Origin of the sequence: Chondromyces apiculatus DSM 436, assembly GCF_000601485.1 — a bacterium.
In the GTDB taxonomy this organism is placed as follows: Bacteria; Myxococcota_A; Polyangia; order Polyangiales; family Polyangiaceae; genus Chondromyces; species Chondromyces apiculatus.
The window spans coordinates 57,942-80,049 of record NZ_ASRX01000051.1; the positions used below are offsets into that span (position 1 = coordinate 57,942).

The following is a 22,108-nucleotide window of genomic DNA, read 5'->3' on the forward strand; positions in this document are numbered from 1 at the left end:
CCCCGGCGCGCCGTTTCCCCCGTTCCTCAGGCGGCGCCGATGGCCACGGGGACGGCCACTTCCGGCGGAGGGCCACTTTTCCCCTCCGCATCGCCGATCGCTTCGAGTTTCCGGTGCAGCTCGTCGAAGACCGGATCGGCGAGCGCCGCGCGGTCCACGCCGAGCCCCCGCCCCCGCATCAGCGCCACGTAGAGGCACTCCTGGAGCAGCGCCTCGCGCTCCTGCAGCAGCTCCTCGCGCTCCGCGACCCCCTCCAGCGCCAGCAAGGCATCCAGGCAGACCAGCCGGCAGGGCATGTCGTCGAGGTGCTTCGCAGCCTGCCTCGCGAGACGCCACACTGGCATTTCCGCGGCCGGCAGCTCCAGCCGCCCCGCCAGCGTGCCGAGGTACTCCAGGTAGCGGGGGATGCATATGTCCGCCGGCGTGCCGAAATCTTCTTGCGCCTGCACCCTGGCGACGAGCTGCTCCATCGTGCGGCGCGCGCGGTCCACCTCTCCGGAGGCCGCGCGCAGGGCGATCCGGTACGTGACGCGCAGGAGCTTCGCGTAGTCGCTCTCCCCCCAGCTCTCCCGCTCCAGCACGGACGCGGCCTCGTCGAGGCGCCCTGCCCGGGACAGCACCAGCAGCTCCAGCTCGTTCAGGAGCACGGACGGAGGCCCTCCGAGCCGCTCCCGGGCCTGCCGGAGGAACCCGAGCGCTGCGCCTTCGTCGCGCGCGCCAAGGAACGTCTTCACCGAATCGATCAGGTACACGGCCTTCAGCATCCCCAGCAGGGAGCGGTGACGCACCACCTCCTGCCATGCCTCGGCATCGAGGTGCAGCGGCCCCAGACGCACGGGCGCGCCGTCGAGCGTGGCCACGACGAGGCTGAAGTGCGCGAGGGCTCCCTCGACGTCTTTCTCCAGCCGCTTCAACCTGCCCAGGTTGATCCACGGCTGCACGGCGAGCACCCCTGCCGTCGTGCCCCCGTACCGCGCCTCGCTCCGCGCAGCCCAGCGGAGCTGCATCTGGCAGAGGCGGTGGGCGCTGCGCAGATCACCCCGGTACACCTCGATCAGCGCCGCATTGTTCATGCAGAGCTCGAAGGTGTGCGGGGAATCTGGCCGATCGCCGGACGCCGAAAGCTTCGTCAGGAGCGTCGCTGCCCAGGAACGCAACGGGAAGCGGGGCACCCTTCCAGATTCGTAAAGAGCATCCAGCGGAGTCCACATCGCGTCAGCTTCCGGGTCACGAGGAAGCGGCGTATCCAGAGGCGCCGTCGGCCCGACGAATCGAGCCGACTCACCCTTCACGCACGCTCAGAAACAGATGAGGCCACAGTTCGTGTTGGAGTCCTGGTACTCCTTCACGCCACCGGAGACCTTGGCGAGGTCGAGGTCGTCGAGCTCGTCGACCTCGATCTTCTGGGTCGGATCAACGGGCTTCTCGATTTCGGGGGTGATGTCTTTCTTCTGATCCATTGTTCGTTCTCCTTGTTGAAGAGCCCAGATCCTGGACTCAAACTCCTGGGGCTCGCCGGTTCCTTCAGCGAGCCGAGATCACTCCGCGTCCGAGGGAGGCGTCTGCGCCTCGACCTGACGCTTCCGCGCCGCCCGGGTGGGGTACTTGACCACTTCGAGCAGCTCGGCCTTCGAGTACTTCCGCGTGGGGATGCACGGCCTGTCGTTCGTCTCCATCCGCGGCAGGGGGCACGAGATCCCCTGGCAGCTCGGCAACACCGCGCACTTCTGGCACTGCGAGTCGCGCTCGAAGGCGGGCTCCGTCCAGAGGGCCATCCGGTTGTCGTCGAGGATCAGCTCCCCTTCTTCCGTGATCCGCCCGACCACGTTGTTCTCGTTCTTGTCGAGCACCACGGTGCACTTCATCACCTTGCCGCTCGCCCCGATGAGCATGTTGTACGGGCGGGCCGCGTAGCACACGTTCCCCCCGACGAAGTTCCAGTCGCGCAGCGTCTCCACGCGCAGGCCGCGCTTGCCGGCGATGGCCTTCAGCTCCCGCATCAGCACGAAGCGCTCTTCGTCGTGGCACACCGCGAGCGTCTCGTCGTTCTCGCCGCCCCAGCGCCCCACGGAGCGCGGGCTGATGCGGAACCGCTGATCCCCGCCCACGAAATCCTGGATGAGGTCAATGAACTCGTCGAACCGCTTGTGGTTCTTCTGGTCGAAGTTCACCCGCAGCGTGGCCCGGAAATCGTCGTCCCGGCGCGCCAGCGCTTTGACATTCTCGAAGATCTTCGCGAAAGACCCCTGCCCATCCCGCGTCGGCCTGCTGCAATCGTGATCCTCGGGCATTCCGTCGATCGTGATCTGGAAGCCGTGCACCCGCCATTTGAAGAGATCGTCGGCGACCTCGGGCGTGAGCAGATACCCATTGGTGGTGATCCCGCTCCCGAAGACGACGTCGTGCTTCGCCGCCATCTCCGAGAAGAACGGCGCGAGATCCTTGATCGCCTCCCAGCCGTACAGAGGCTCCCCGCCAAACCACCGGATGCTCATGCGGTTGAGCCGCTTGATCCGCGACTCGACGAGCTTCTTGATCCCCTGCCGGATCCCCGGGTGCATCGTGCCGCGCGCAAAGTCCTCGTAGCAGTACTTGCAGCGGAAATTGCAGTCCTCGGAGGACATCAGGATCAGCTCCAGCGTGTCGCTGCGGTAGTGATCCTGCCCGAATTTGTGGCGAAAGATGCGGAGCTCGTCGGTACCCTTCTTCACCAGGTACCCGCGCTCGGAGAGATACCCGGCCATTCCCTCGGCGCGCGACTCGAAGCCCTTGGCGCTCAGCAACTGGAGCACGGCAGGAGCCTGCTCCGGCTTGAACACGCTGATGGCCGTGCTGAGCGTGTTCCAGAGAATGACCTGCCCGGTGTCGGTCGTCGCCCGGACGTTGTACCGCGACGGCACCCACTGCTCGACCCCCAGCGGCTTCGCCTGCTCGATGGGCCCCGATCCACACCCCCCTTCGTCCAGCGGCGACTGGGACAGCAGCCTCAGCGAAACCTTGCCGTCATTCCGTGCACCGCTCAGCATGAGGGGAATCCTTCGCTCCGAGAGGGGGCCGCGCCCGTGAAATGACGCCACGTCGATCCAGCCTGCAAAGCGCGCTGCCTCACCGGCAGTGAGGTCATGCTGGATCGCCCATGGTCGAATGCTGCAATGCGCCTCGGGGCGGCGCACCACGAGGCTGTCCACGAGTGCGGCGATAGCAACATGAGCCAAGGGAGACTGTCAACGAAGAATCCTGGTGCTCCTACATCCTCCCGCCGCCGTTTCCATGCGGGTTCCATGCGGATTCCATGCGTGCCCCGCACATCTCCCGCGTGGCCACGCAGGTTCTTTTCAGCAGCGACCATCACCAGCGCATCTTTCCCGTGGGTCCGTGAAGCCCGCCGCCCCTTTGACCACGTGCGTCATCACCGTGCAGGCGGCGAGGCCTCCACCACGCGCCGCCCGGGAGCGCCCGCCGCACCAACGCTGGTGGCAATCACTCCAGGAGTGCGATGAAGAGAACCATGGAGCCCGTGTTCCTCGGCCGGCGACGGCGCGCCCTTCTCGCCACTCTCCTCACCGCCCTCACCACTGGCTGCGCCTCCATCCCCACCCTCGTCCGCGACGGCCAGCTCGACGAAGCCTGGCTCGCCGCCTGCGAACGCGAGCACAGCGCCGACCGCGGGGCCCGCTCGGAGGAGGTCCTCGACGACGACGAGCGCCAGGCGTTGCGGCAGGCACTCCTCTCCCGCACCAACGCCACGCTGACCGGCCGTGCTCTCGGCCGCGAGGCGATGCACGCCCGCCTCGGCCACGAGGTCTTCCCCACCGACGTCACCTTGCTCCAGCTCCGCCTGGAGACCTCGGCGCACGCCGGAGCGGGCCTCCGACCCGAAGCCCGCCTGCGCGCCGGAGACCGCCTCTGGTCGGCCTGGGAGGAGCGCGATCTCTGGAAGCTCGCGCGCGTCGAGCCCCCCACCTCTGGCGGCATCGCTGGCGGCTACAACCTCCTCGGCGCCCTCGCTGACGCCGTCGTCGCGGGCCTCACCCTCGGCGCCGTCGACCCGCAGCTCCGCGGCACCGAGAAGGTCCTCCCGGACATCGTCCCTGGCCGCCCTGGCACCGGGACCCCGCTACAGCAGGAGACCCTCACCGTGCTCAGCGTCCGCGAGGGCGAGTGCAGCATCATCCAACCAGCGCGCCTCGGAGAGCCCTGCGAAGCCGTCACCATCCTCGCGCCGGAGCCCGCCCCGAGCGACCCCTTCGACCCCCTCTCCCTCGACCCCCTCTCCCTCGACCCCCTCTCCCTCGACCCCCTCTCCCTCGACCCCCGCCCCCGGCCCTTCCCCGCAGCCTCCGCGCCCTCTTCCACCGCCCCTGCCCCCACCCCGCTCCCACCGGACGACGCCCTTCTCGTCCGCCTCGTCTTCGAACCGGACCGCCGCCTCGAACGCGGCTGCAACCTCGGCACCGAGGTGGCGCTCCCCCTGCCTCCCGGCCCCGACCTCGCCGCGCGCGTGCACGCCCTCTTCGCCAGCGGCCCCCTTGACCTCATCGCAGCCGCCCGCCGCGCCCCCCCTCCCGGAGCCCGCCCGTGAAGCTGCCCTCCCCTCCCCGCCTCCTCCCGCGCGCCCCCACCGCACCCCGCGCCCCCACCGCACCCGTCCCCCTCGCCACGCTTGCTGCACTTGCCGCCCTCGCCTCCCTCGCCACCGCCTGCCGCCCCCACCTGCTCCCGGAGCCCCCGCGCCCCCAGATCTCCTTCGACACTCCCCTCGCCGCCTGCCGCCGCCTCGACGACCTCCATCTCGTCCTCCGCGCCACCGAGGCCGATCTCCAGGAGACCCAGCGCGCCCACGAAGCCCTCCGCCGCCTCCTCCCCGCGCGCGTCTCCCTCGCCCTCCGCGAGCCCGCCGCCATCGACGAGAAAATCGGCGCCTCCCTGCTGCGCGGCGAGATCGTCCCCGTCGCCTTGCACGTCTCCCTGGAGGGCCCTCACGCCGCGACCCTCACCGCCTTCTCCGTCACCCTCTCCGCCCGCCACGACGGCACCCGCTTCGAGAACGCCGCCCGCCGCGCCGCCGACCAGAGCCCCCCTCGCGGCCACCACGACCTCATCCGCGCCCTGTTCGCGCGCACGACCCCCCCGCCAATCCCGCTCCCCGCGCAGCGCACCTCTGCCGAAGTGGAGCAGATCGACCGCCGCGCCATCGAGAAGCTCTCTCTCATCTCGTTCTGCTTCACCCCGGCGCCTGGTGGCACCTGCGACGCGCTCATCCCGCTCGCGCGGACCGACCCGAGCCTCGGCCCCGAAGACCTGGAGCTGCGCTTCTTCCTCACCTTCGCCTCCGACCCCACGCCCACGCCCTCGCCCTCGCCCTCGCCCTCGCTCCCGGACGCGAAGGAGTGCAGCGTCATCCACCGCCGCAGGGTCCCCTTGCCCCCCGGCGCCACCCTGCCCGAGCGCCTCACTGCCCTCTTCGCCGCCGGCCCGCTGGTCGTGGGCAGCGAGAGCGCCCCCGCGCCTCTCCCTGCGCCATAGCCCCTCATTCACACGGCAGGGGCTCGCCCCCCGCCCCCCGTCGCGCAAAGCTCGTCGGGGCCCCCCACTCCGCGATCCACTCACGGCTCCCGGAGCGCTCTGCCGCTTCGGGCCTGACGCCCGTCGCCGCGGGAAGCGGACAATGTCCCCGGCCGCATGGATCAGGGCGAGTACCGCAGCAGCGCCCCCCCGTCCCCGGCTGCCCAGACATCGCTCGCCGACGTCCCCCACAGCGCCCGGACGTTGCGCGACGTCGGCGCCCCTGTGTCCACCCAGCCCACCCCATCGCCCCGTAGGATCTGCCCCTGCCCTGTGGCCACGAACAGATCGTTCGGCCCTGCCGCCCAGAGCGCCGTGCACGTGCAGTCCGTGCCCACGCTCGCCACCCAGCCCGAAGCCGTGCGGAGCGACATCCTGCCGTTGCTGAATCCATCGAGCCCCACCGCGGCCATCACCTCGCTGCTCGCCGCGTGGAGCGCGCAGGGGTCGTACGTTGCGAGAAGGCGGCGCGCAATCACCCTCCGATCCGGACGCAGCACCTCCCCCCTGTCAAGCGTTCCCCGTGAGCCGTGCTGTGGGACTCGCGCCCAGCAATGTGGCGCACAGGTCGTTCACGAAGGTGCGAGGTCGCTGCCATCTGTGCGTGCCGGCTGCCTGAGAAGCCCTTGCCTGGCAACGACAGACGGCAGATCATCGCGCATGCGGGGCGAGATCACTGCCTCCATCAAGCTCCCATGCCTACCTCCTTGCTGTTCGATGGGTGCCCCGAACCGCTCGCGGTCATCGTGGGCGGGGTCATTCGCGAAGCCAATGCGGCATGGAAGACGGAGTTCGGGGCAGCGTCGTCGATCGCCGCCTGCTTCGCGCTGGAGGATCAAGCCCTCCTGCGCTCCGCCCTGGCGCAGGCGGTCTCCGGCCGGGCGTCGCTCGTGGCCCGGCTCGCCGTGGGCCCGCAGCGCGGGGTGGCCATGCGGTGCACCCTCTGGGCCGCCGGCGAGGACGCCTGCTGCTTGCGGCTCGACGACGTCGCGCGCGGCGCCGTCGCCATCGCCCACGAGATGGCGCGCAATGTGGCGCGCACGACCGCGGATGACATCGTGCACTCCAAGGAGAAGACCCTGCTCTGGATCTTCGACCAGATGGACGCCGTGCTGTGGACGGTCCTCCGTGACGGCACCCTCGCGCTCAACGAGGGCAAGGCGCTCGGCCATTACGGCCTGCACCCCGGCGATTACGTGGGAAGCAACACCTTCGCGATGTATCCGGAGGGGAGCCACACCCTGAGCACGACCCGCCGGGTCCTCGCCGGCGCGTCGAGCAAGGACTGGTTCGTCGAGGAGCACGTCTCCTGGCTCCAGGAGTGCCACCCGCTCCGCGGCGAGGACGGGGAGGTCGTCGCCCAGGTCGGCCTGGCCCTGGCGATGACCGAGAACGTCAAGGAGATGCGCCAGGCCCAGAGCCTCCTCCGCGTCATCAACGAGCTGCCCATGGTGGTGTGGGCCATGTCGAAGGACGGCACCTGCACCCTCTCCGCAGGCAACAACCTCCACCTCCTCAACCGCGCGCCCGGTGAGCTGGTCGGAAAGAACCTCTTCGAGGTGTACAAGGCCTACCCCGACGCCATCGCGCGCTTCCACCGCGCCCTCGCTGGCGAGTCGTTCACCCTCGAGCACCCCGTGGGCGAAAGCGTCTGGCGCTCCAGCTACCACCCCGCGCTCGACGGCAAGGGTGCGGTCACCGGCCTCTTCTCCATCACCGAGGACATCACCCTCCGGGCGCAGGACGAGAAGCGGATGCGCGACCAGCTCGCGCTGATCCAGTCCCAGAAGCAGGCCATCGACCGGCTCATCAGCCCCATCATCGGCGTGTGGCGCGGCGTCCTGGTGGTGCCCCTGATGGGCGACCTCGACGCCGAGCGAACATCCGTGGTGACCGAGCGCTTGCTCGAGGCCGTGATCCAGCAGGCCGCGCGCTTCACCATCCTCGACCTGACCGGCATCGACATGGTCGACTCCGCCACGGCCCAGCGCCTCTTCACCATCATGCGCAGCGTCGACCTGCTCGGCTGCACCGCCCTGCTCTCCGGCATCGGCCCGAGCGTCGCCAGGACCATGGTGACCCTCGGCATCGAGATCCCGGGCGAACGCACCCACAGCACCCTCGCCGAAGCGCTCCGCCGCTGCATGCGCCGCGAGGGTTGAGGGCTGAGGGCGGGCTCGCCCGAGGCCAGGCGTCAGCCTGCCACCTCGCAGGCCACCGCCTGGGGCAGGCGCTGCAACTGCCTGGTCCAGAACGCATGCGTGAGATCGCAGCACCGCATGGCCATCTCTCGGATCGCCGCGGCCTGCCTCTCACGGGTGATGCGCGGGTGATGCGCGGGTGATGCGCGGGTGATGCGCGGGTGATGCGCGGGTGATGCGCAGGTGATGCGCAGGTGATGCGCGGGTGATGCGCGGATGGATGCCTCCGTCAGGGCTCGTAGCCGACGCCGCCGTTCCAGAGCCGCAGACTCTCGGCCTCGGTCAGCACCCGCGTCCAGTACCCCACCGCGTCGATGTCACCGTGGAGGTGGTCGTCGGCGCAGGTGTTGTGCGCGGCGATGTTGAGATCGGCCGAGCCGACGCGCACGCCACCCGTCCAGGGAACGGTCGCAACGGAGCCCCGATCCGCCGTCGTGCCGACGCGCAGGTTCACGGTGCCGGCGACCGCGTCGTGCCACGCCTCGATGAAATAGAAGGTGTCCAGCGCGATCGCTGCCGGGTGCGCGGCCGTGGCGGTCTCGCTGGCCGCGCCTCCACCTGTCCCGGAGACCTGGAATCTCATCTGCTGGCTCGAGAGGTCGTACCAGATCCGATACTCGCGGTTGTGGCCCGTGTCCTCGTTCCATTTCCCGACGAAGGTCTGGCTGTCATAGAACGACGCGAGCTTCATCCACCCGGCCCAGGTGAAGCTCCCGCCCCCGTGGCTCATCCCGGGCGAGCTAGGGCGCCAGAAGTGATAGCCGCCCGGACCATTGACGAACTGGCCGAGCCCCTGGATCGCCGGCACCGCCGAGATGCCCGCGCCATCGGGCGGGAACGGGGCCACGTCGAGCCCCCGCGCAATGTCGGCCCTCGGCGCGGGCCCGGCCTCGTTCATCCGGAAGAACATCACCGCGGACGACGTCAGCGTGATCGCAGGATCCGGCGGCGCGTGGACGCAGGTCCCGAGCCCGTACTTGCCCGTGAGGTAATCCTCGATCGCCGCCTGCTCCGCGTCCCCGAGCGCGCGGCGGTAGACGATCAGCTCCGCGATCGCGCCCGCAAACGGGTCGATCACCTTGTCCGAGCTCGACCCATCGCTCGCGCCCAGCGTGGACTTTCCATAGCCGTAGGCATTCGTGGCCGCCCCTGAGAGGCCCTCGATCGCGCACCCCACGGACAGCGCGCTCCCGCCAGCCCGCGCCACGCCGGACACGAGCCGCGGCGCGCCGTCGTGGATCGGGCTCGGCGCCGTGAGGTGGAGGCCGTAGCCAGCGTTGTTCGCCTTGAGCGTCGGCGCGCCGCCCACGAGGGTCAGGCCGCCGCCATAGGTCGTCAGGTATCCCGCCGAGGACGAGCCCGTGCCCGCCACGTGCGCGCTCGCGTCGGTCGTCTTGAGGACCGCGAACACGGTGAGCGGGAAGCTCGCGGCGGCGAACGTGTTCACCGCGAGATCGAGCCGATCGTCGGCGCCGTCGAAGCGCACCGCCGCGTGCCCCTGGATCACCCCTGCGTCCAGGATGGGCCTTCGGCTCGCCGTGGCCTGGCTCGCGTGGGCCCCTTGCCCGGACACGTCGCTCCAGCGCGCCACCGCGGCCCCGTCCGGGAGCGCGAGATCATCCGCCCGCAGCCACAGCGCGAGCTGATCGGGCACGACCGCCTCGTCCAGGCAGCTCGACCCATCGCCCCCGCACACCCCGCACGCGTCGCGGGTGAGACCACTGCCCGGCACCCCGTCACACCCCGGCGGCAGCGTGATCGGCACCCCGTACCTGGCGCCGAGGCATTGCTCGACGGCGGAACGCTCCGCCGCCGACAGAGCCCGGTGATGGACGATCAGCTCGGCCAGATCGCCAGCAAAGGGATCCCGCGACGCCTGCGCACTGGACCCATCGCTCGCCCCGATCGTCGACTTCCCGTACCCGTAAGCATTCGTCGCCGCGGTGGACTCGCCCTGGAGCTGGCCGTCGACGAACAGCGCACTCGCACCGGCCTGGGCCACAGCGGCCACCACGCGGGGCGCCCCGTTCGCAGCGCTCGCGCCCGCACCGAGCAGGAGCCCGCTCCCCGCGTTGTTGGCCTTGATCGTGGGGCTCCCGCCGCTCAAGGTCAGCGCGCCCCCGTAGGTCGAGAGATAGCCTGCCGAGGACGAGCCCGTGCCCACCACGTGCGCATCGGCGTCGTTCGTGCGCAGCACCGCGATGACCGTGATGGGAAAGCTGCCGGCGGCGAACGTGTTGAGCGCGAGGTCGAGCCGATCATCGACGCCATCGAAGCGCACCGCGGCGCGCCCCCCCACGGCCGCCGCCACCAGGGTGGGTCGTCGGCCCGCCGTGGCCTGCGACGCATGGCTCCCTTGCCCGGACGCGTCCGCCCAGCTCGCCACCGCACCCCCGTCGGGCAGGAGCAGATCGTCGGCGCGCAGCCAGAGCCGCAGGCCATCCTGAGGCGGCGCGCAGACGATCGCGCTCTGGCTGTCCTCCGCGCGCTCCACAGCGCCCTCGGGATCCGCGCCGCACCCCGCGGCGGACAGGGACGCGAGGATCATCGCCGCCGCGGCGTCGCCGCGCCACCGGACATGAAGAGTGGGCATCCGGCCACGCTACCAAGCGCCTCCGCGCCGACGCAAGCCGCGCTCCTTCACCTTGCGGCCCGGCTGCGGCCCGGCTGCGGCCCGGCTGCGGCCCGGCTGCGGCCCGCGGCCCGATCCCCCGCGCCGTCAGAGGTGGCGCAGGCGGAACCGCTGCGTGCATCCCCCGGAGCGACCATCGGTGTCGATCAGGAACTTCGCCTGGTTCGTCGACGTCGCCGTCTTCGTCCCGCTCAGGCCGCACTGCCCCCCATCGCCATCGGGCAGAAACTCGACGTCGAGGCCGATGTCGTCACGCCCCGAGACCTTGAAGACCTGGTAGCACCCGCCACTGCGATCGTCCGTGTCGATGCGGTACCTGGAACTCCACTGCACCGCATCGGACGAGATCGGGATGGTCCTGAGCCCGGGGTTGTTGCATTGCCCGCCATCGCCATTGGCGTAGAAATTGACCTCGACCTTGAGGGTGCGAAGCGTGCTCGCCGGGTCCGTGATCCCGAATTGCTGATAGCACCCTCCGCTGCGCCCATCGGTATCGATGCGGATCTTCGGCGTCCACGCCCCCATGGTGGCGCTCACGTGGCCGTACGCCTTGTTGTTGCACTGGCCGAGGTCACCATCGCCATAGAAGTTCTCGTGAAAGACGACGGACTCCTCGCCGACGCCCTCTTCGGGCGCCGTCACTGACGCACCGGACACGTCCAGGTGGTCGCTCGATTCCTCGACCGGCATCGGCCCTTCATCCTCCTCCGCCTGCACCACGCACCCGGCCAGAACGCACGACACTGCACCCACCGCAATGACAAGCAGACCACGGCCCCTATCCATGTCCCCTCCTGACGGCAAAAGAGCCGAGCATGTTGAAATCAATTCCGGCGATGTCAAGGCAGGGCTCGCCATACCGCGTCCTGGTGCAGCCTGGCGCCGGGCGACGCAGCAATGACCACACGCCCCAGCGTCACCGTCCGCGCGCAGTTCCTTGACGCGGGTCGGGTTGCAGCCCGGGCAGGAGCCTCGCGAGCTTCTCCGGATCCGCGCTCGCCGGCAGCGTGAACCGGCCCCTGAACCCGTGATCCCGCCGCTCCGCGAGCCACTGGAGCGCATCCGCCGCAGGCGCATGGCGTCATGCGAGGGTCGCGAGACGACGACTCAGGTCTCCAGAGGAAGCAGTATCGTGACCAGCCTGGAGCAGGTGTCCACGGCGTCCATGCCCAACAGCGAACCTCCTGGGGTTTTCATCCTCTCGGCCCCCGAGGATCAAGCGAACCTCCGCATTCCCGCGGGTCGCTCTTCCATGAGGACCGCACCCGCGCGGCTGTCAGGTAAGACGTCACCTCACAGCGCATCCCTACGTCAGCATGCTGTCTGCAACTGCGAGCGCCCTCCCCCAGCCTCCGCCTTCTGCCCGGCAATGTCGCCCAGGATCCCGCACGCCTGCCGCGCAGCATCTCGCTGCTCCTCGATCAGCTCCTCCCACCCCAGCGGCTGGACCTCGCGCCGCGCCCTCGGGGTCTCCTTCTTGCTCCGGTCACTCTCCGCCATGGTGACCGAGGCTACGAACGCCTCAGGCCACGTCAACGCACTCCTCTACAGAGGCATCCTTCCTCCGCCCGGCCAGCTCTCCTCCTCTCCTCTCCCCACCTCCCTCCTCTCGATCACCTCTCCTCTATCTCCGACCCTCGCCCTCACCCGACGACGGCGTCATTCTCACCGCGTCACCGCCCCCAGCTCCGCCGACAGGGGCCATTCTCACGTCCTCCCCTCTCCACCTACACCGACGCCGGCACCATTCTCACCGCGCCAGGACCACCTGCCTGCGGGTTCCGGCCAGATTCACCGCGCCGAGGCTCTTCGTCGTCCGAAGACGGCGACAGTCGACGCGCTCCGAATGACGCCGTCGTCCGCCGACGGCGACGTTCGACGCGCGCCGAACCCTGCCGTCATCGACCTCCCCATGGACTCGACGCGCCAGGAACAGGACTTGCTCCCAGGAAGCGCCCACGTTCGGACGCGGAGTGCCTCCATGCGCGGCTCACGGCGACGCTCTCTGCGCTACGACCGCGTTCTCCTGCGCTTTCCGGCGACAGTCTCTCCGGTCAGAAGGGTGCCCTCCTCCGCGCACGGCGACACTCGACGCCACCGGACTGCGGCTTCCGGAGAGCTGGCGCACACCTCACGGCGCGAGACTCCCCCTCCCTTCAACCGCCGCTGACCGCAGCCGCGCTGTGACGCGCGCTGCCATTGCAACACCGGGACCATCGACGGAGCGCAACTTCGATGCCATTCGTCAGCGCTCGCCCCGCGTTCCAGCGCAACAGGAAACGGATGTTCGATCCCATTTCGCTATTGAAACTACGAACGGAGTGACTATTGATTGCCACGCGTTCATTGACACGGAACGCGGAACCGAGATGCATCGGGTTCAATGCATCGTTCATGCCGGAGGAATTCCCATGGCTGCGAGAACGTTAGACGTACGCACGGCGCTCCAACCCCTGCTGGCCCAGGTGGGCTACACGCTGGAGCGGCTCAAGGCACACGCGCTGGGGGCGCCGCACATCCCGACCTTCGAGGCGCTGCGCGCCGAAGGTCTCGAGGTGCTCACCACCGAGCTGGAGATCAACGACGCACAGGCTGGCGCACAGGCCCGCGTCGACATTGCCGATGACAGGCTGGATGCGTTCGCGGGCAAGCTCTCGAAGACGGTGCTCGGCATCGTCGACGATGATCGCGAGCACGTGCTCTACGTTCATTACTTCGGCACCAAGACCCTGACGGAGTTCAAGCGCCCGGTGCTGGGGGCGCAGCTCGTCACCATGCGCAAGTGGGTGCAATCGCTGACGGAGAGCCCCCATGAGCTGCTGCTGGCGCTGGCGCCGGAGCTGACGCTCCTCGTCAACGAGGCTGACGCTGCGGTGCAGGCCCGGGATACCGTCCAGCAGGGCAACCGGAACTTCCGCGATACCGGCCAGCGCTACCAGTGGATCGCGCGGCTGAATGCAGCGCGGAAGGAGCTGCACGGGACGCTGGCCAAGATGCCTCACGAGCACACGGGGCTCCCCTCCTCGTTCGCGGATCAGTTCTTCCTCCGGAAGGTGGGGAAGCGCGGGTCGGGCGAGGAAGAAGAGACCGTGGAATCGGTGCAGGAGTACATCGAGGGCCTGCAGGAGGAGCTGGCGGGAGCGGAGCTGCGGCTCGCGGAGCTGGAGCAGGCCGAGGAAGACGCCCGGAAGGCCGCGGCGCTGCTGGAGGCCGAGAAGGCGCAGCTCGCGGAGCTCGACAAGGCGGCCATGGCCCTGGAGAAGCAGCGGGCGGCGCTGCGGGCGCGGATCGAGGCCGAAGAGACGGCCTGACCGGGGCTGCCGGGGCGTGAGGGGTGACGGCGGGCGGGGTACCCGGGAGGGACTCGCTCGCTGAAGCCCCCAGCGCCTGGACGACGCGCAGCGGGCGCGGCGGGCGCGTGGAGGTGTGTCGGGTGCTGGTACGGGCCTGGTGCGCCTTCGCGCGCGGTTTCCGGGGGGCAGGGCGGCGCTCGGGGTGCCTGGACGGGCTCCGGGCGCTGCCGTGCTATACCCCGGGGCAATGGTGATCATCGTCCTCGGGGTCTCGGGAGCCGGCAAAACGACGGTGGGGCGCGCGCTCGCCGAGAGCATGGGGGTGCGCTTCTTCGACGCCGACGATTATCATTCACCAGAGAATGTCGCGAAGATGCGGCGGGGGGAGCCGCTCACGGACGAGGACCGGAAGCCGTGGCTCGCGGAGCTGCAGACGCTCATCGTACAATGGCTGGAGGAGGCGGCGGACACGGTGCTGGCGTGCTCGGCGCTGAAGGACATGTACCGGGAGTGCCTGGTGGTCGATCCGGCGCGGGTGAAGCTCGTGTTCCTGCAGGTGTCCATCGAGGTGGCGCGGGCGCGGGTCGCGGGGCGGGATGGCCATTTCATGCCGCCGGGGCTGGTGGAGAGCCAGTACGAGGCGCTGGAGGAGCCGGGCGACGCCCTCACGGTGGACGCGACGCTCACGCCTGACGTGCTGGTGCCGCAGATCCGGGCGGCGCTGGGGCGCTGAGGCAGAGGCGCCGGGGTGCGCGCGCGGCTTGACAGAGGGCGCGCCCTGGAGAACATTCACCCAAAAGGGTGAACATGATGCACGGGGCGGTGGCGACCGATCTGGATCAGACCCTGGTGGCGCTGGCCGATCCCACGCGGAGGGCCATTGTGCAGCGGCTCTCGCGGGGGGAGGCGCGGGTGACGGATCTCGCGGAGCCGTTCGCGATGTCGCTGAACTCGGTGTCAAAGCACATCCGCATGCTGGAGCGGGCGCGGCTGGTGCGGCGGCGGCGGGTGGGGCGGGAGCACGTGCTGTCGTTCGATCCCCGGCCGCTCGACGAGGCGGCGGCGTGGATCACGGCGCAGCAGGCAGCGTGGGGCGGGCGGCTCAGGGCGATGGACGAGATGCTCCGCGCCGAGGACGCGCGGGCAGCCGAGAGCCAGGCGGTCCGCGAGGCCGGCGAGGCCCGCAGGACCCGCGAGACCGGCGAGACCCGAGAGACCGGCGAGGCCCGCAGGACCCGCGAGACCCGCGAGACCCGCGAGACCCGCGAGACCCGAGAGACAGGCAAGACGCGCAGTGTGCAGACCAGGAAACGCGCGGCAGGGGCCGTGCGGACAGGGAAAGGACGGGCGCGATGAGCACGGAAAAGAACCTCACGGCCAGGGTGACCCACCGCTTCAGCGCTTCGCCGGAGCGGGTGTTCGAGGCGTGGCTGGATCCCGAGAAGGTGAAGGTGTGGATGGGGGCGCCGGGGTCGAACGCGGGCGCGACGGAGGTGATGGGGCGCGTGGAGGTGGATGCGCGGCTCGGGGGGTCGTTCACGTTCGTGGTGCGGCGGGATGGAGAGGACATCGCGCACGTGGGGGAGTACCTGGAGTTCGACAGGCCGCGGCGGCTGGTGTTCACCTGGGCGATCCCGCAGTACTCGCCGGACAAGGATCGGGTGAGCGTGGACATCGCGCCGGACGGGAGCGGGTGCGAGGTGACGCTGACGTGCGAGATGCACCCGAGCTGGGCGGAGTACCTGGAGCGGACCGAGAAGGCCTGGGGGCTGATGCTCGGGGCGATGGAGAAGGCGCTCGGGTAGGCGACGGGCGCAGGGATCGACCGGGGCGTCGGGCGGGGAGGCAAAGGCGTGGGGAGGCGTCGACTTTTCCAGCCGCTGTGACATGACGTGAAGGGGCCATCGTGGGCGTCGTCAGGGCGCTCGGGGCGTCGGGCGTGGGGGTTGGGGGAGCGGGGGGGGCAGCCATGATGAACGGTCCCGGGGTCGCTCAGGGCGCAGGCGGCGCGGCGAGTGCGGCAAGCGCGTCGCGCCGGTCGGAAGCGGGGACGCGGGAGGCGGTGGAGGGGGGGAGGCCGCTGTCGCGGTTCGTGGCGCTGAGCGTGATGCGGGCGCTGCCGCGGGGGCTCTCGGAAGGGGCGGCGCGGTACGGGATGGTGCTGGGGCAGGCGAAGCTCGGCGCAGGGGACGGGCGGGTGGTGTTCCAGGCGGTGCTGCCAGGGATGCTGCCCGGGATGGGCGGGGGGCGGGGCGGGGCGTCGCCAAGGCCGCTGGACTGGATGGTGGAGCTCAAGCCGTCGATGCGGGCGCGCCTGCGGGTGTGTCAGCGGGCCTTCGAGACGCAGCGGTGGCGGGCAGAGCTGCGGCTGTGGGACCGGGTGGACAGGCCGCTGTCGGTGGCGCGGCACATGGCGATCCAGGCGGTGGATCCGTCGAAGTTCGGGACGGAGGGGTTGATCGCGCACCTGGGGTGGGTGCGGGTGCACGTGGAGGACATGGTGGCGATGCACCACCGCTACGATTTCGCGGCGGGGATCCCGGTGGGGGATTACCTGGCGCATGCGTGCGCGTGGACGGGGGCGAGCACGGGCGAGGCGCTGGCGCTGGTGGAGCCGGCGAGCACCGGGGCGGTGGGGGTGACGGGCGAGGAGGTGCTCAGGCTCGCAGGGGTGCTGCGGGGGAGCGCGGCAGGGGTCGCGGCGCTGGAGAAGGCAGGGAGCGCGCGGGAGGTGCTGACCGGGCTCGCGGGGCTGCCAGAGGCGGCTGGAGAGGCGGCGCGGGGCCACCTGGAGGCGGTGAGGTTCAGGTGCGCAGGGCACGACGTGAGCGAACCGATGGGCGAGGAGATGCCGGAGATGCACGTGGAGGCGCTGCGGAGGGCGCTGGAGAAGGCGCTCGGGGCAGCGGCGGAGAAGGAGCGGGCGGAGCGGGAGCGCGCGCTGCGGCAGCGGGTGCCAGAGGCGCACCGGGCGGGGTTCGATGGGCTGCTGCAGGAGGCGCGGGCGATGAGCCGGCTGCGCGAGGAGCGGGCGGTGTTCTCGGTGGGATGGGGGATGGGGCTGGCGCGGCGGGCCGTGCTGGAGGCGGGAGCGCGGCTGGTGCGCGCGGGGGCGCTGGAGGCGGCGGAGCACGCGGTGGAGATGACGCTGGAGGAGATGGCGGGGCGGCTGCGGGGAGGGGTGGGGCCGGACGCGGCGGAGGTGAAGCGGCGGGTGGAGGCGCGGGCGGCGCGGGTGCGGGCGGAGGCGGCGCGGGTGCCCGCGGGAGGGTGGTCGGCGTGGGGGCCGGCGTGGATGCACGTGCCGCTGGCGCCGCCGCCCTCCGCAGAGGCGCTGCCAGCATGCGTGCAGCGGCTGGCGAGGGCGACGCAGGCGCTGGCGCTGGCGACGGGGGTGGTGGGGCGCGGGGACGGAAACCGCATGGTCGGGAAGTGAGATGGAAGGCGGAAGGGGGCGCACAGAGGGGGCGCAGGAGGCGGGGTCAGCAGGGGCGGAGGGGCGGCTGCGCCTGTTACGGGGGGGGAGGGAGTGGTAAAGGTCGGAGTGACCCATGGTGTGGCTCGATGAGTCTCCCCTGAATGCCTCCAGAGCCGATGATGCGGTTCGCGCGCTGGAGAACGCTTCCCGGGTGAAGCTGGTCCTGGCGCCAGGCGTCCACCGCGCAGGGCTGATGGGGGCGCTGGAGAAGCGGAGCGAGCGACAGGTGGCGACCGTGCTGTTGCCTCCTCTCGATGACGCGGATGCGCCGCTGCATGGGTTGCTCCAGGCAGCTTCGTCGCTGGGCAAAGAGGCTGTCGCGCGCGCGCTCGACGATGGTGTCGACCTTGGTGAGCGGGCCTGGAACGTCGCCAGGGAGCTGGCGAAAGAAGGCCAGGTGCTCGCGGTCTGGGTGCCGCCTTCGTGGCAGAGGGTGCGGGCTTCGACGCCCGAGGGGCCAGGGATGGAGCTGCGCTGCCTGCACGCGGCGAAGGTGCTCGATCGGTGGCTGGCCGAGCAGAGCTTGCCGATCATGATCCTGGCGAGCAGTGGCGCGCTCGGGCTCGGCGGCGAGCTGGCGAAGAATGCCGAAGGGTGGCCGCGCATCGATGTCGCGCCGGAGCCGGTCTCCATCGAGGTGCTCCAGGATGCGCGGGCCTGGGGGGACTACGCCGACGCTGCGGCGGCCCTCCACAAGGGGCTCGCCTACAAGCGCATGCAGACGCTCTTCCCGTGGCAGATGCGCCTCCTCGTGGGGCTCGTCGGCCTGGGTGAGGCGCCCGGTGCGCTGCTCTCTCGTTTCGGGCCCTCGCAGCGGCGGACCACCGCCCTGGAGAACTACATGCGCGAGGTGCTGACCCGTCCGAAGCACGATGAGGTACGCGAGGGCCTGGTGAGGATCGCGCGCGCACGGTTCCCGGTGGAGCGGCAGGAGGCACGGGAGATCGCGGCGCTCCCCGAGGAGCACCTGCCGCTGTTGACCATATGCATCGGGACGGAGGCTGGGGATATCGAGATCGAGGAGGATCTGCGCCAGCAGATCGCGAGGCTGGCCAGAAACCGCCCCGATCCGGCGATACACCTGAGGCTCGCGGCTTATCACCAGAGCCTCGATGGTGCGCCTTCTGCCAGGGATGCAGGGCCGCACATGCGCGACTGGCTGGAGAAGGTCCACAACCTCGGCCGGGCGGGGACGGAGGCGACGGGGCGCTGGTCGGACCTCGATCTGCCGTCCCGGGAGCTTTACTGGGATCGGGCGCGCTCGCTCAGCATCGAGCACCATGCTTTCGTGGAAGCTGCGGCGCTTTACCGCGAGTGCTTGCGCAAATTCGACGATCGGGATGCCTACTCGTGGCATTACCTCGGGTTCAACCTCGACCGCGCGGGGGCGCTGCGCGAGGAAGCGGAGCACGCCCTTCGCAAGGCGGTGGAGCTGCGACCGACGCACCCCTGGTACAACGGGCGGCTGGTCACCTTCCTGATCGACCAGGCGAGGTTCCGGGACGCCGAGGCGGCGTGGGCGGAGGTGCTGGAGCGCATGGATCCGCGGGGAGAAGCGGTCCACGGTTCGCCCTGGCTCGCCGGGCAGATGCACCGGTGGGTGGTGAAGGCGTGGCTCGGGATGGGCGAGGTGAGCCGCGCGCGCGAGGTGTTCGACGACATCCCGGAGGAGATGGTCTCGCGCGAGGAGTGGTTCCAGAAGCTGCGCCACGAGCTGCTGGACTCGGAGGAGGCGGTGAGGCTCGGCGAGTCCGTGTATCCACCGGAGACGCCGATGTCGGAGCGGTGGACGCACCCGCCCGCCATCGTGTCCGAGCACGACGCCTCCAGGCGGCCCCTGCGCCACTGGTTCCCGGGTCGGGTGGTCGCGGCCTCGGAGGATGAGGTGAATGTCGCGCTCGCCGTTCCGCACGCCGACCCTGACGAGCGGCGGATCATCGCGCGGGCGCTGACGGCGGGCGAATGGAGGACCCACGCCGGGTTCTGTCCGCCAGAGGAGGCGCTGGGCCGGTACTTCGTGCTGGCCATCTACGAGGAGCCCGGGTCGGACGAGGAGGTGATCCGCATCTACCCGGTGAAGCACGAGGAGCACCGGCTCGATGAGGAGGAGATGAGGCTCCTGACACGGTACATCCCGGCGAGCCTCGGGTGACGCAGGCGGCACCACTCGCGGCTCTCGGTCGGCTCGATCGGGATCTCCTTCATGTGTTCGTCGCAGGGCCCGGCCTGGGAGAAGGGATCGCCGTCGCGTTGCCCGGAGCTGGCTGGCTCCTCATCGACGGCTGCACGACAGGGCTCGATGGCCGCGGGCTCCCGCTGGAGGCGATCGTCAACCGCTGGAGAGCACCGACGGACGATCCGGTGGTCGCGATGGTGCTCACGCATCCGCACGAAGATCACGTGGGTGGGTTCGCAGAGGTCATCGATGCGCTCTCGCCCCAGTGCATCGGGCTCCTGTCTCCACCAGGCTTCAGCGAGTCGGGCAGCATCCGCGAGAAGCTCGGCGACCCGCGGGCGGGGCGTGCCGAGCGGATCCGCAGAGGTTCGGAGAGGGCTGCGCTGATCGCCATCCAGCGGTGGGCGGAAGCCCAGCCGGGGAGGCAGGTGCTCGCTCTTCACGAGGGCGTGACGTTGCCTGCCGGGTCGAGCCCGGTCCAGGTCGTGGCCCGGGCCCCGGATGAAGCCGTCGCACGGCTCGGGCTCCTTCCGTCGCAGGATGCCAATCACCTGAGCGTCGTGCTGGAGATCGCGCACGGGACGAGCCGGACCGTGCTCGCCAGCGACCTGCCCCGCTACTTCACGAACACGACGAGACCGGTTCGGACGGGCTGGGACCTGGTCATGAGCAGGTACGATTTTCTGGGGGATCACGCCGTCCTGAAGGTGCCCCACCACGGCTCGGCGGCGGCCATGCACCCGGACCTGATGCCACAGGCTGCGGGCACGCAGAGAGCGTGGTGCGTCACGCCGCACAACCGGGCGAAGTTGCCTCGCGTGGCGGACCTGGATGGGTTGCCGCGGATGCTGGAACGGCAGTCCTCGGTGCTCCTCACGGCAGTGCCAGCGTCGAAGAGGGTGCAGGCTCCCGAGGAGCACCCCGGGACCGTGCGCCTCTCCCAGCTCGCGGCGCGGATGGCATCCCAGCGCACCGGAGCGCCCTTCGTGGATGCGGCTGGTGTGCACGTCGCGCCAGGCAATGCGTACGAGCCCCTCGACCCGCTCTGGTGCATGGCCGTGGACCAGCATGGGACGCTGGTGAGCCGCTGGCGAGGTCGCGTCGCCATCGAAGTGATTTCCTGATGCCGCGCCCCTGCGACCAGACAGGGGCAGGAGAGTGTTGAAGGGAGATCGAAAGACACGGTGTGGAAAGTTCTCCTGGCGAGCACCGCTGCGCCCGTTGCGCCGTCGACGCGCGTGTTCTGCATGAGGTTCCGGGGCGTTCTCGGCTATGGCTGCGGGGGTGCCGGCTGCCGATGTGCCGCCCGGAAGGAGAGGTCGCGATGGGTGCTCGGGCGATGGGGTTGCGGTGGGTCGCTGCGGCAGGGTGCGTGGGGCTCGCGGGGTGCGTCGGCGGGGGCGGCGAGGAGGTCGAGGAGGGGGAGGCGCGCGATGGGGAGGTCGTCGAGAGCGACGCGCAGGCGCTGACGGAGGGGGCGCCGCTGGCGACGCACGATGCGAGCTGTCTGCAGCTCACGGATCAGAACACCTGGAGCACCTATGCGGGGTACATGGCGCAGGTGCCGAATGCGCGGAGCATGGCGCAGGTGCTGCTGGATCTGAACCGGGTGGGGCCGGTGCTGACGGCGAGCACGCGGCCGGCGGCGGTGGGGTACAAGGGGGGGTTCCGGTGGAATGACGGGGACATGGGCACGGAGGAGTGGATTCCGCAGGGGATGACCGCGGGGGTGGCGGGGGGGAAGAATGTGGTGCTGACGGCGTGGCATTACACGCAGAGCCCGGACAAGGGGGTGCGGGTGTCGGTGGCCGACATCTCGGACATGGCAGGGAGCGCGGTGAATTACCGGCACGTGCTGCTGGTGCGGCCTTCGGCGGCGGGGAATTTCACCACGGTGCCGGTGCACGGGGGTGGGCTGTCGTGGTTCGGCGATTACCTGTACATGGCCGATACCGGCGCGGGGATGCGGGTGTTCGATCTGACGCAGATTCGCGAGGTGGACGACGGCGCGGGGTGCGCGAATGCGATCGGGAAGACGACGGTGGGCGGGGCGACGACGTGGTGTGCCTATGGGTACAAGTACGTGCTGCCGCAGGTGAGCGCGTACGTGGTGCCGGCGAGCATCGTGAAGCCTTGCCGGCCGACGTTCTCGTTCCTGGGGAAGGATACGCGGGGGACGACGCCGGTGGTGCTCGCGGGGGAGTACTGCAATGACGGGGATTCGCCGTGCCCCAACGGGGGGACGGCGGGGCTCGGGGGGCGGCTCTACCGGTGGCCAGTGGATGCGGCGACGAACCGGCTGAAGCTCACGGGCGGGGTGGCGAAGGCGGAGAAGGCGTACGTGATGAACGAGCCGAACGTGCAAGGGGTGGCGCCGATCATGACGGCGAGCGGGACGACGTCGTACTGGCTCAGCTCGACGCGCTACGGGGGGGCGCTGTTCAAGGTGTCGACCGGGGCGTCGCGGTCCATCTACAAGTCGGGCGAGGGGCGGTGGGTGCGGATGCCGCAGGGGATGCACGCCACGGGGTCGGGGACGAACCTGTGGACCGACACCGAGGGGTACAACGGGACGACGAGCCCGGCGTCGGGAGGGCGGGTGGTGGTGTACGTGGACCAGGCCTCGGTCGACTGAGGCGACGGAGGCGGGCGCCGGACCGCGGGCGGGGCCTCAAGAGCTGACCGGAAAAGCGTCGCGAGCGCCCCGCGGCGAGGGAGGCCAACCGAGGAATCCTCTCGGATTTCGAGGGAGGCCGACCGACG

Annotated in this window: 18 protein-coding genes; 11 read left to right on the forward strand and 7 right to left on the reverse strand. The window is 70.3% G+C overall.

The genetic code is table 11. The features are described from left to right. Window positions 1-26: 26 nt before the first annotated feature. The 3 genes from CAP_RS28185 to CAP_RS28190 form a co-directional block, all read right to left on the reverse strand. Complete coding sequence (locus CAP_RS28185) at window positions 27-1,073, reverse strand: hypothetical protein (RefSeq protein ID WP_156041205.1); 1,047 nt, start codon at window positions 1,071-1,073, stop codon at window positions 27-29. A gap of 225 nt (window positions 1,074-1,298) precedes the next feature. Continuing rightward, the gene (locus CAP_RS51010) at window positions 1,299-1,460 is read right to left on the reverse strand and encodes a hypothetical protein (RefSeq protein WP_156041206.1); all 162 of its coding nucleotides are present in this window, start codon (window positions 1,458-1,460) and stop codon (window positions 1,299-1,301) included. Between the two features lie 78 nt (window positions 1,461-1,538). Continuing rightward, window positions 1,539-3,026, reverse strand: a complete 1,488-nt coding sequence (locus CAP_RS28190) for a radical SAM/SPASM domain-containing protein (RefSeq protein WP_052376166.1) — start codon at window positions 3,024-3,026, stop codon at window positions 1,539-1,541. A gap of 470 nt (window positions 3,027-3,496) precedes the next feature. On the opposite strand from CAP_RS28190, the gene CAP_RS28195 reads away from it, so the two are divergent. Both CAP_RS28195 and CAP_RS28200 read left to right on the forward strand, forming a co-directional pair. Continuing rightward, entirely contained in the window at window positions 3,497-4,582 is a 1,086-nt protein-coding gene (locus CAP_RS28195; protein ID WP_044246693.1) for a hypothetical protein, read from the forward strand. Further along, window positions 4,579-5,526 (forward strand): hypothetical protein, encoded by a 948-nt coding sequence (locus CAP_RS28200; RefSeq protein ID WP_044246696.1) that lies wholly within the window; start codon window positions 4,579-4,581, stop codon window positions 5,524-5,526. The genes CAP_RS28195 and CAP_RS28200 overlap by 4 nt, the downstream gene beginning before the upstream one ends. 161 nt (window positions 5,527-5,687) lie before the next feature. On the opposite strand, the gene CAP_RS28205 is transcribed toward CAP_RS28200, so the two are convergent. Beyond that, a complete protein-coding gene (locus CAP_RS28205; RefSeq protein WP_044246698.1) occupies window positions 5,688-6,044 on the reverse strand; it encodes a hypothetical protein in 357 nt (118 codons plus the stop codon). A 216-nt stretch (window positions 6,045-6,260) separates the two neighbouring features. Between CAP_RS28205 and CAP_RS28210 the strand changes: the two genes are divergently transcribed. Beyond that, the gene (locus tag CAP_RS28210) at window positions 6,261-7,727 is read left to right on the forward strand and encodes a PAS domain-containing protein (RefSeq protein WP_044246700.1); all 1,467 of its coding nucleotides are present in this window, start codon (window positions 6,261-6,263) and stop codon (window positions 7,725-7,727) included. A gap of 268 nt (window positions 7,728-7,995) precedes the next feature. Here the strand turns inward: CAP_RS28210 and CAP_RS28215 are convergent, their stop codons facing one another. From CAP_RS28215 to CAP_RS28225, 3 genes are all read right to left on the reverse strand, one after another. Next, window positions 7,996-10,359: a LamG-like jellyroll fold domain-containing protein gene (locus CAP_RS28215; protein WP_081865333.1), complete on the reverse strand. Its 2,364-nt coding sequence runs from the start codon at window positions 10,357-10,359 to the stop codon at window positions 7,996-7,998. Window positions 10,360-10,485: 126 nt separating this feature from the next. Beyond that, the gene (locus tag CAP_RS28220) at window positions 10,486-11,088 is read right to left on the reverse strand and encodes a hypothetical protein (RefSeq protein WP_156041208.1); all 603 of its coding nucleotides are present in this window, start codon (window positions 11,086-11,088) and stop codon (window positions 10,486-10,488) included. Window positions 11,089-11,709: 621 nt separating this feature from the next. After that, window positions 11,710-11,934, reverse strand: a complete 225-nt coding sequence (locus tag CAP_RS28225; RefSeq protein WP_044246703.1) for a hypothetical protein — start codon at window positions 11,932-11,934, stop codon at window positions 11,710-11,712. Between the two features lie 875 nt (window positions 11,935-12,809). Here CAP_RS28225 and CAP_RS28230 point away from each other — a divergent pair. The 8 genes from CAP_RS28230 (at window position 12,810) to CAP_RS28265 (ending at window position 21,980) form a co-directional block, all read left to right on the forward strand. Continuing rightward, window positions 12,810-13,709: a hypothetical protein gene (locus CAP_RS28230; protein WP_156041210.1), complete on the forward strand. Its 900-nt coding sequence runs from the start codon at window positions 12,810-12,812 to the stop codon at window positions 13,707-13,709. A 229-nt stretch (window positions 13,710-13,938) separates the two neighbouring features. Then, window positions 13,939-14,424 (forward strand): gluconokinase, encoded by a 486-nt coding sequence (locus CAP_RS28235; protein ID WP_044246705.1) that lies wholly within the window; start codon window positions 13,939-13,941, stop codon window positions 14,422-14,424. A gap of 74 nt (window positions 14,425-14,498) precedes the next feature. Next, on the forward strand, window positions 14,499-15,047 hold the full coding sequence (locus CAP_RS51015) for an ArsR/SmtB family transcription factor (RefSeq protein ID WP_156041211.1): 549 nt from the start codon (window positions 14,499-14,501) through the stop codon (window positions 15,045-15,047). Beyond that, window positions 15,044-15,496, forward strand: coding sequence for an SRPBCC family protein (locus CAP_RS28245; protein ID WP_044246706.1), 453 nt, complete (start codon window positions 15,044-15,046; stop codon window positions 15,494-15,496). The genes CAP_RS51015 and CAP_RS28245 overlap by 4 nt, the downstream gene beginning before the upstream one ends. 164 nt (window positions 15,497-15,660) lie before the next feature. Next, a complete protein-coding gene (locus CAP_RS51020; protein WP_052376170.1) occupies window positions 15,661-17,127 on the forward strand; it encodes a PEP-utilizing enzyme in 1,467 nt (488 codons plus the stop codon). A 115-nt stretch (window positions 17,128-17,242) separates the two neighbouring features. Beyond that, entirely contained in the window at window positions 17,243-19,321 is a 2,079-nt protein-coding gene (locus tag CAP_RS28255) for a tetratricopeptide repeat protein (RefSeq protein ID WP_044246707.1), read from the forward strand. Beyond that, window positions 19,318-20,469, forward strand: a complete 1,152-nt coding sequence (locus CAP_RS28260; protein ID WP_156041212.1) for an MBL fold metallo-hydrolase — start codon at window positions 19,318-19,320, stop codon at window positions 20,467-20,469. Before CAP_RS28255 ends, CAP_RS28260 begins: the two co-directional genes overlap by 4 nt. Before the next feature lie 200 nt (window positions 20,470-20,669). Beyond that, window positions 20,670-21,980, forward strand: coding sequence for a hypothetical protein (locus CAP_RS28265; RefSeq protein WP_231511734.1), 1,311 nt, complete (start codon window positions 20,670-20,672; stop codon window positions 21,978-21,980). Window positions 21,981-22,108 lie beyond the last annotated feature (128 nt).

Excerpts from the sequence above, each read along its gene's own strand:
- CAP_RS51020 (WP_052376170.1), top strand. The coding sequence starts at position 15,661 with ATGATGAACGGTCCCGGGGTCGCTCAGGGCGCAGGCGGCGCGGCGAGT.
- CAP_RS28190 (WP_052376166.1), bottom strand. The coding sequence starts at position 3,026 with ATGCTGAGCGGTGCACGGAATGACGGCAAGGTTTCGCTGAGGCTGCTG.
- CAP_RS51015 (WP_156041211.1), top strand. The coding sequence starts at position 14,499 with ATGATGCACGGGGCGGTGGCGACCGATCTGGATCAGACCCTGGTGGCG.
- CAP_RS28230 (WP_156041210.1), top strand. The coding sequence starts at position 12,810 with ATGGCTGCGAGAACGTTAGACGTACGCACGGCGCTCCAACCCCTGCTG.
- CAP_RS28210 (WP_044246700.1), top strand. The coding sequence starts at position 6,261 with ATGCCTACCTCCTTGCTGTTCGATGGGTGCCCCGAACCGCTCGCGGTC.
- CAP_RS28215 (WP_081865333.1), bottom strand. The coding sequence starts at position 10,359 with ATGCCCACTCTTCATGTCCGGTGGCGCGGCGACGCCGCGGCGGCGATG.
- CAP_RS28265 (WP_231511734.1), top strand. The coding sequence starts at position 20,670 with ATGGGTGCTCGGGCGATGGGGTTGCGGTGGGTCGCTGCGGCAGGGTGC.
- CAP_RS28255 (WP_044246707.1), top strand. The coding sequence starts at position 17,243 with ATGGTGTGGCTCGATGAGTCTCCCCTGAATGCCTCCAGAGCCGATGAT.
- CAP_RS28245 (WP_044246706.1), top strand. The coding sequence starts at position 15,044 with ATGAGCACGGAAAAGAACCTCACGGCCAGGGTGACCCACCGCTTCAGC.
- CAP_RS28235 (WP_044246705.1), top strand. The coding sequence starts at position 13,939 with ATGGTGATCATCGTCCTCGGGGTCTCGGGAGCCGGCAAAACGACGGTG.
- CAP_RS28185 (WP_156041205.1), bottom strand. The coding sequence starts at position 1,073 with ATGAACAATGCGGCGCTGATCGAGGTGTACCGGGGTGATCTGCGCAGC.
- CAP_RS51010 (WP_156041206.1), bottom strand. The coding sequence starts at position 1,460 with ATGGATCAGAAGAAAGACATCACCCCCGAAATCGAGAAGCCCGTTGAT.
- CAP_RS28195 (WP_044246693.1), top strand. The coding sequence starts at position 3,497 with ATGAAGAGAACCATGGAGCCCGTGTTCCTCGGCCGGCGACGGCGCGCC.
- CAP_RS28220 (WP_156041208.1), bottom strand. The coding sequence starts at position 11,088 with ATGCCGGTCGAGGAATCGAGCGACCACCTGGACGTGTCCGGTGCGTCA.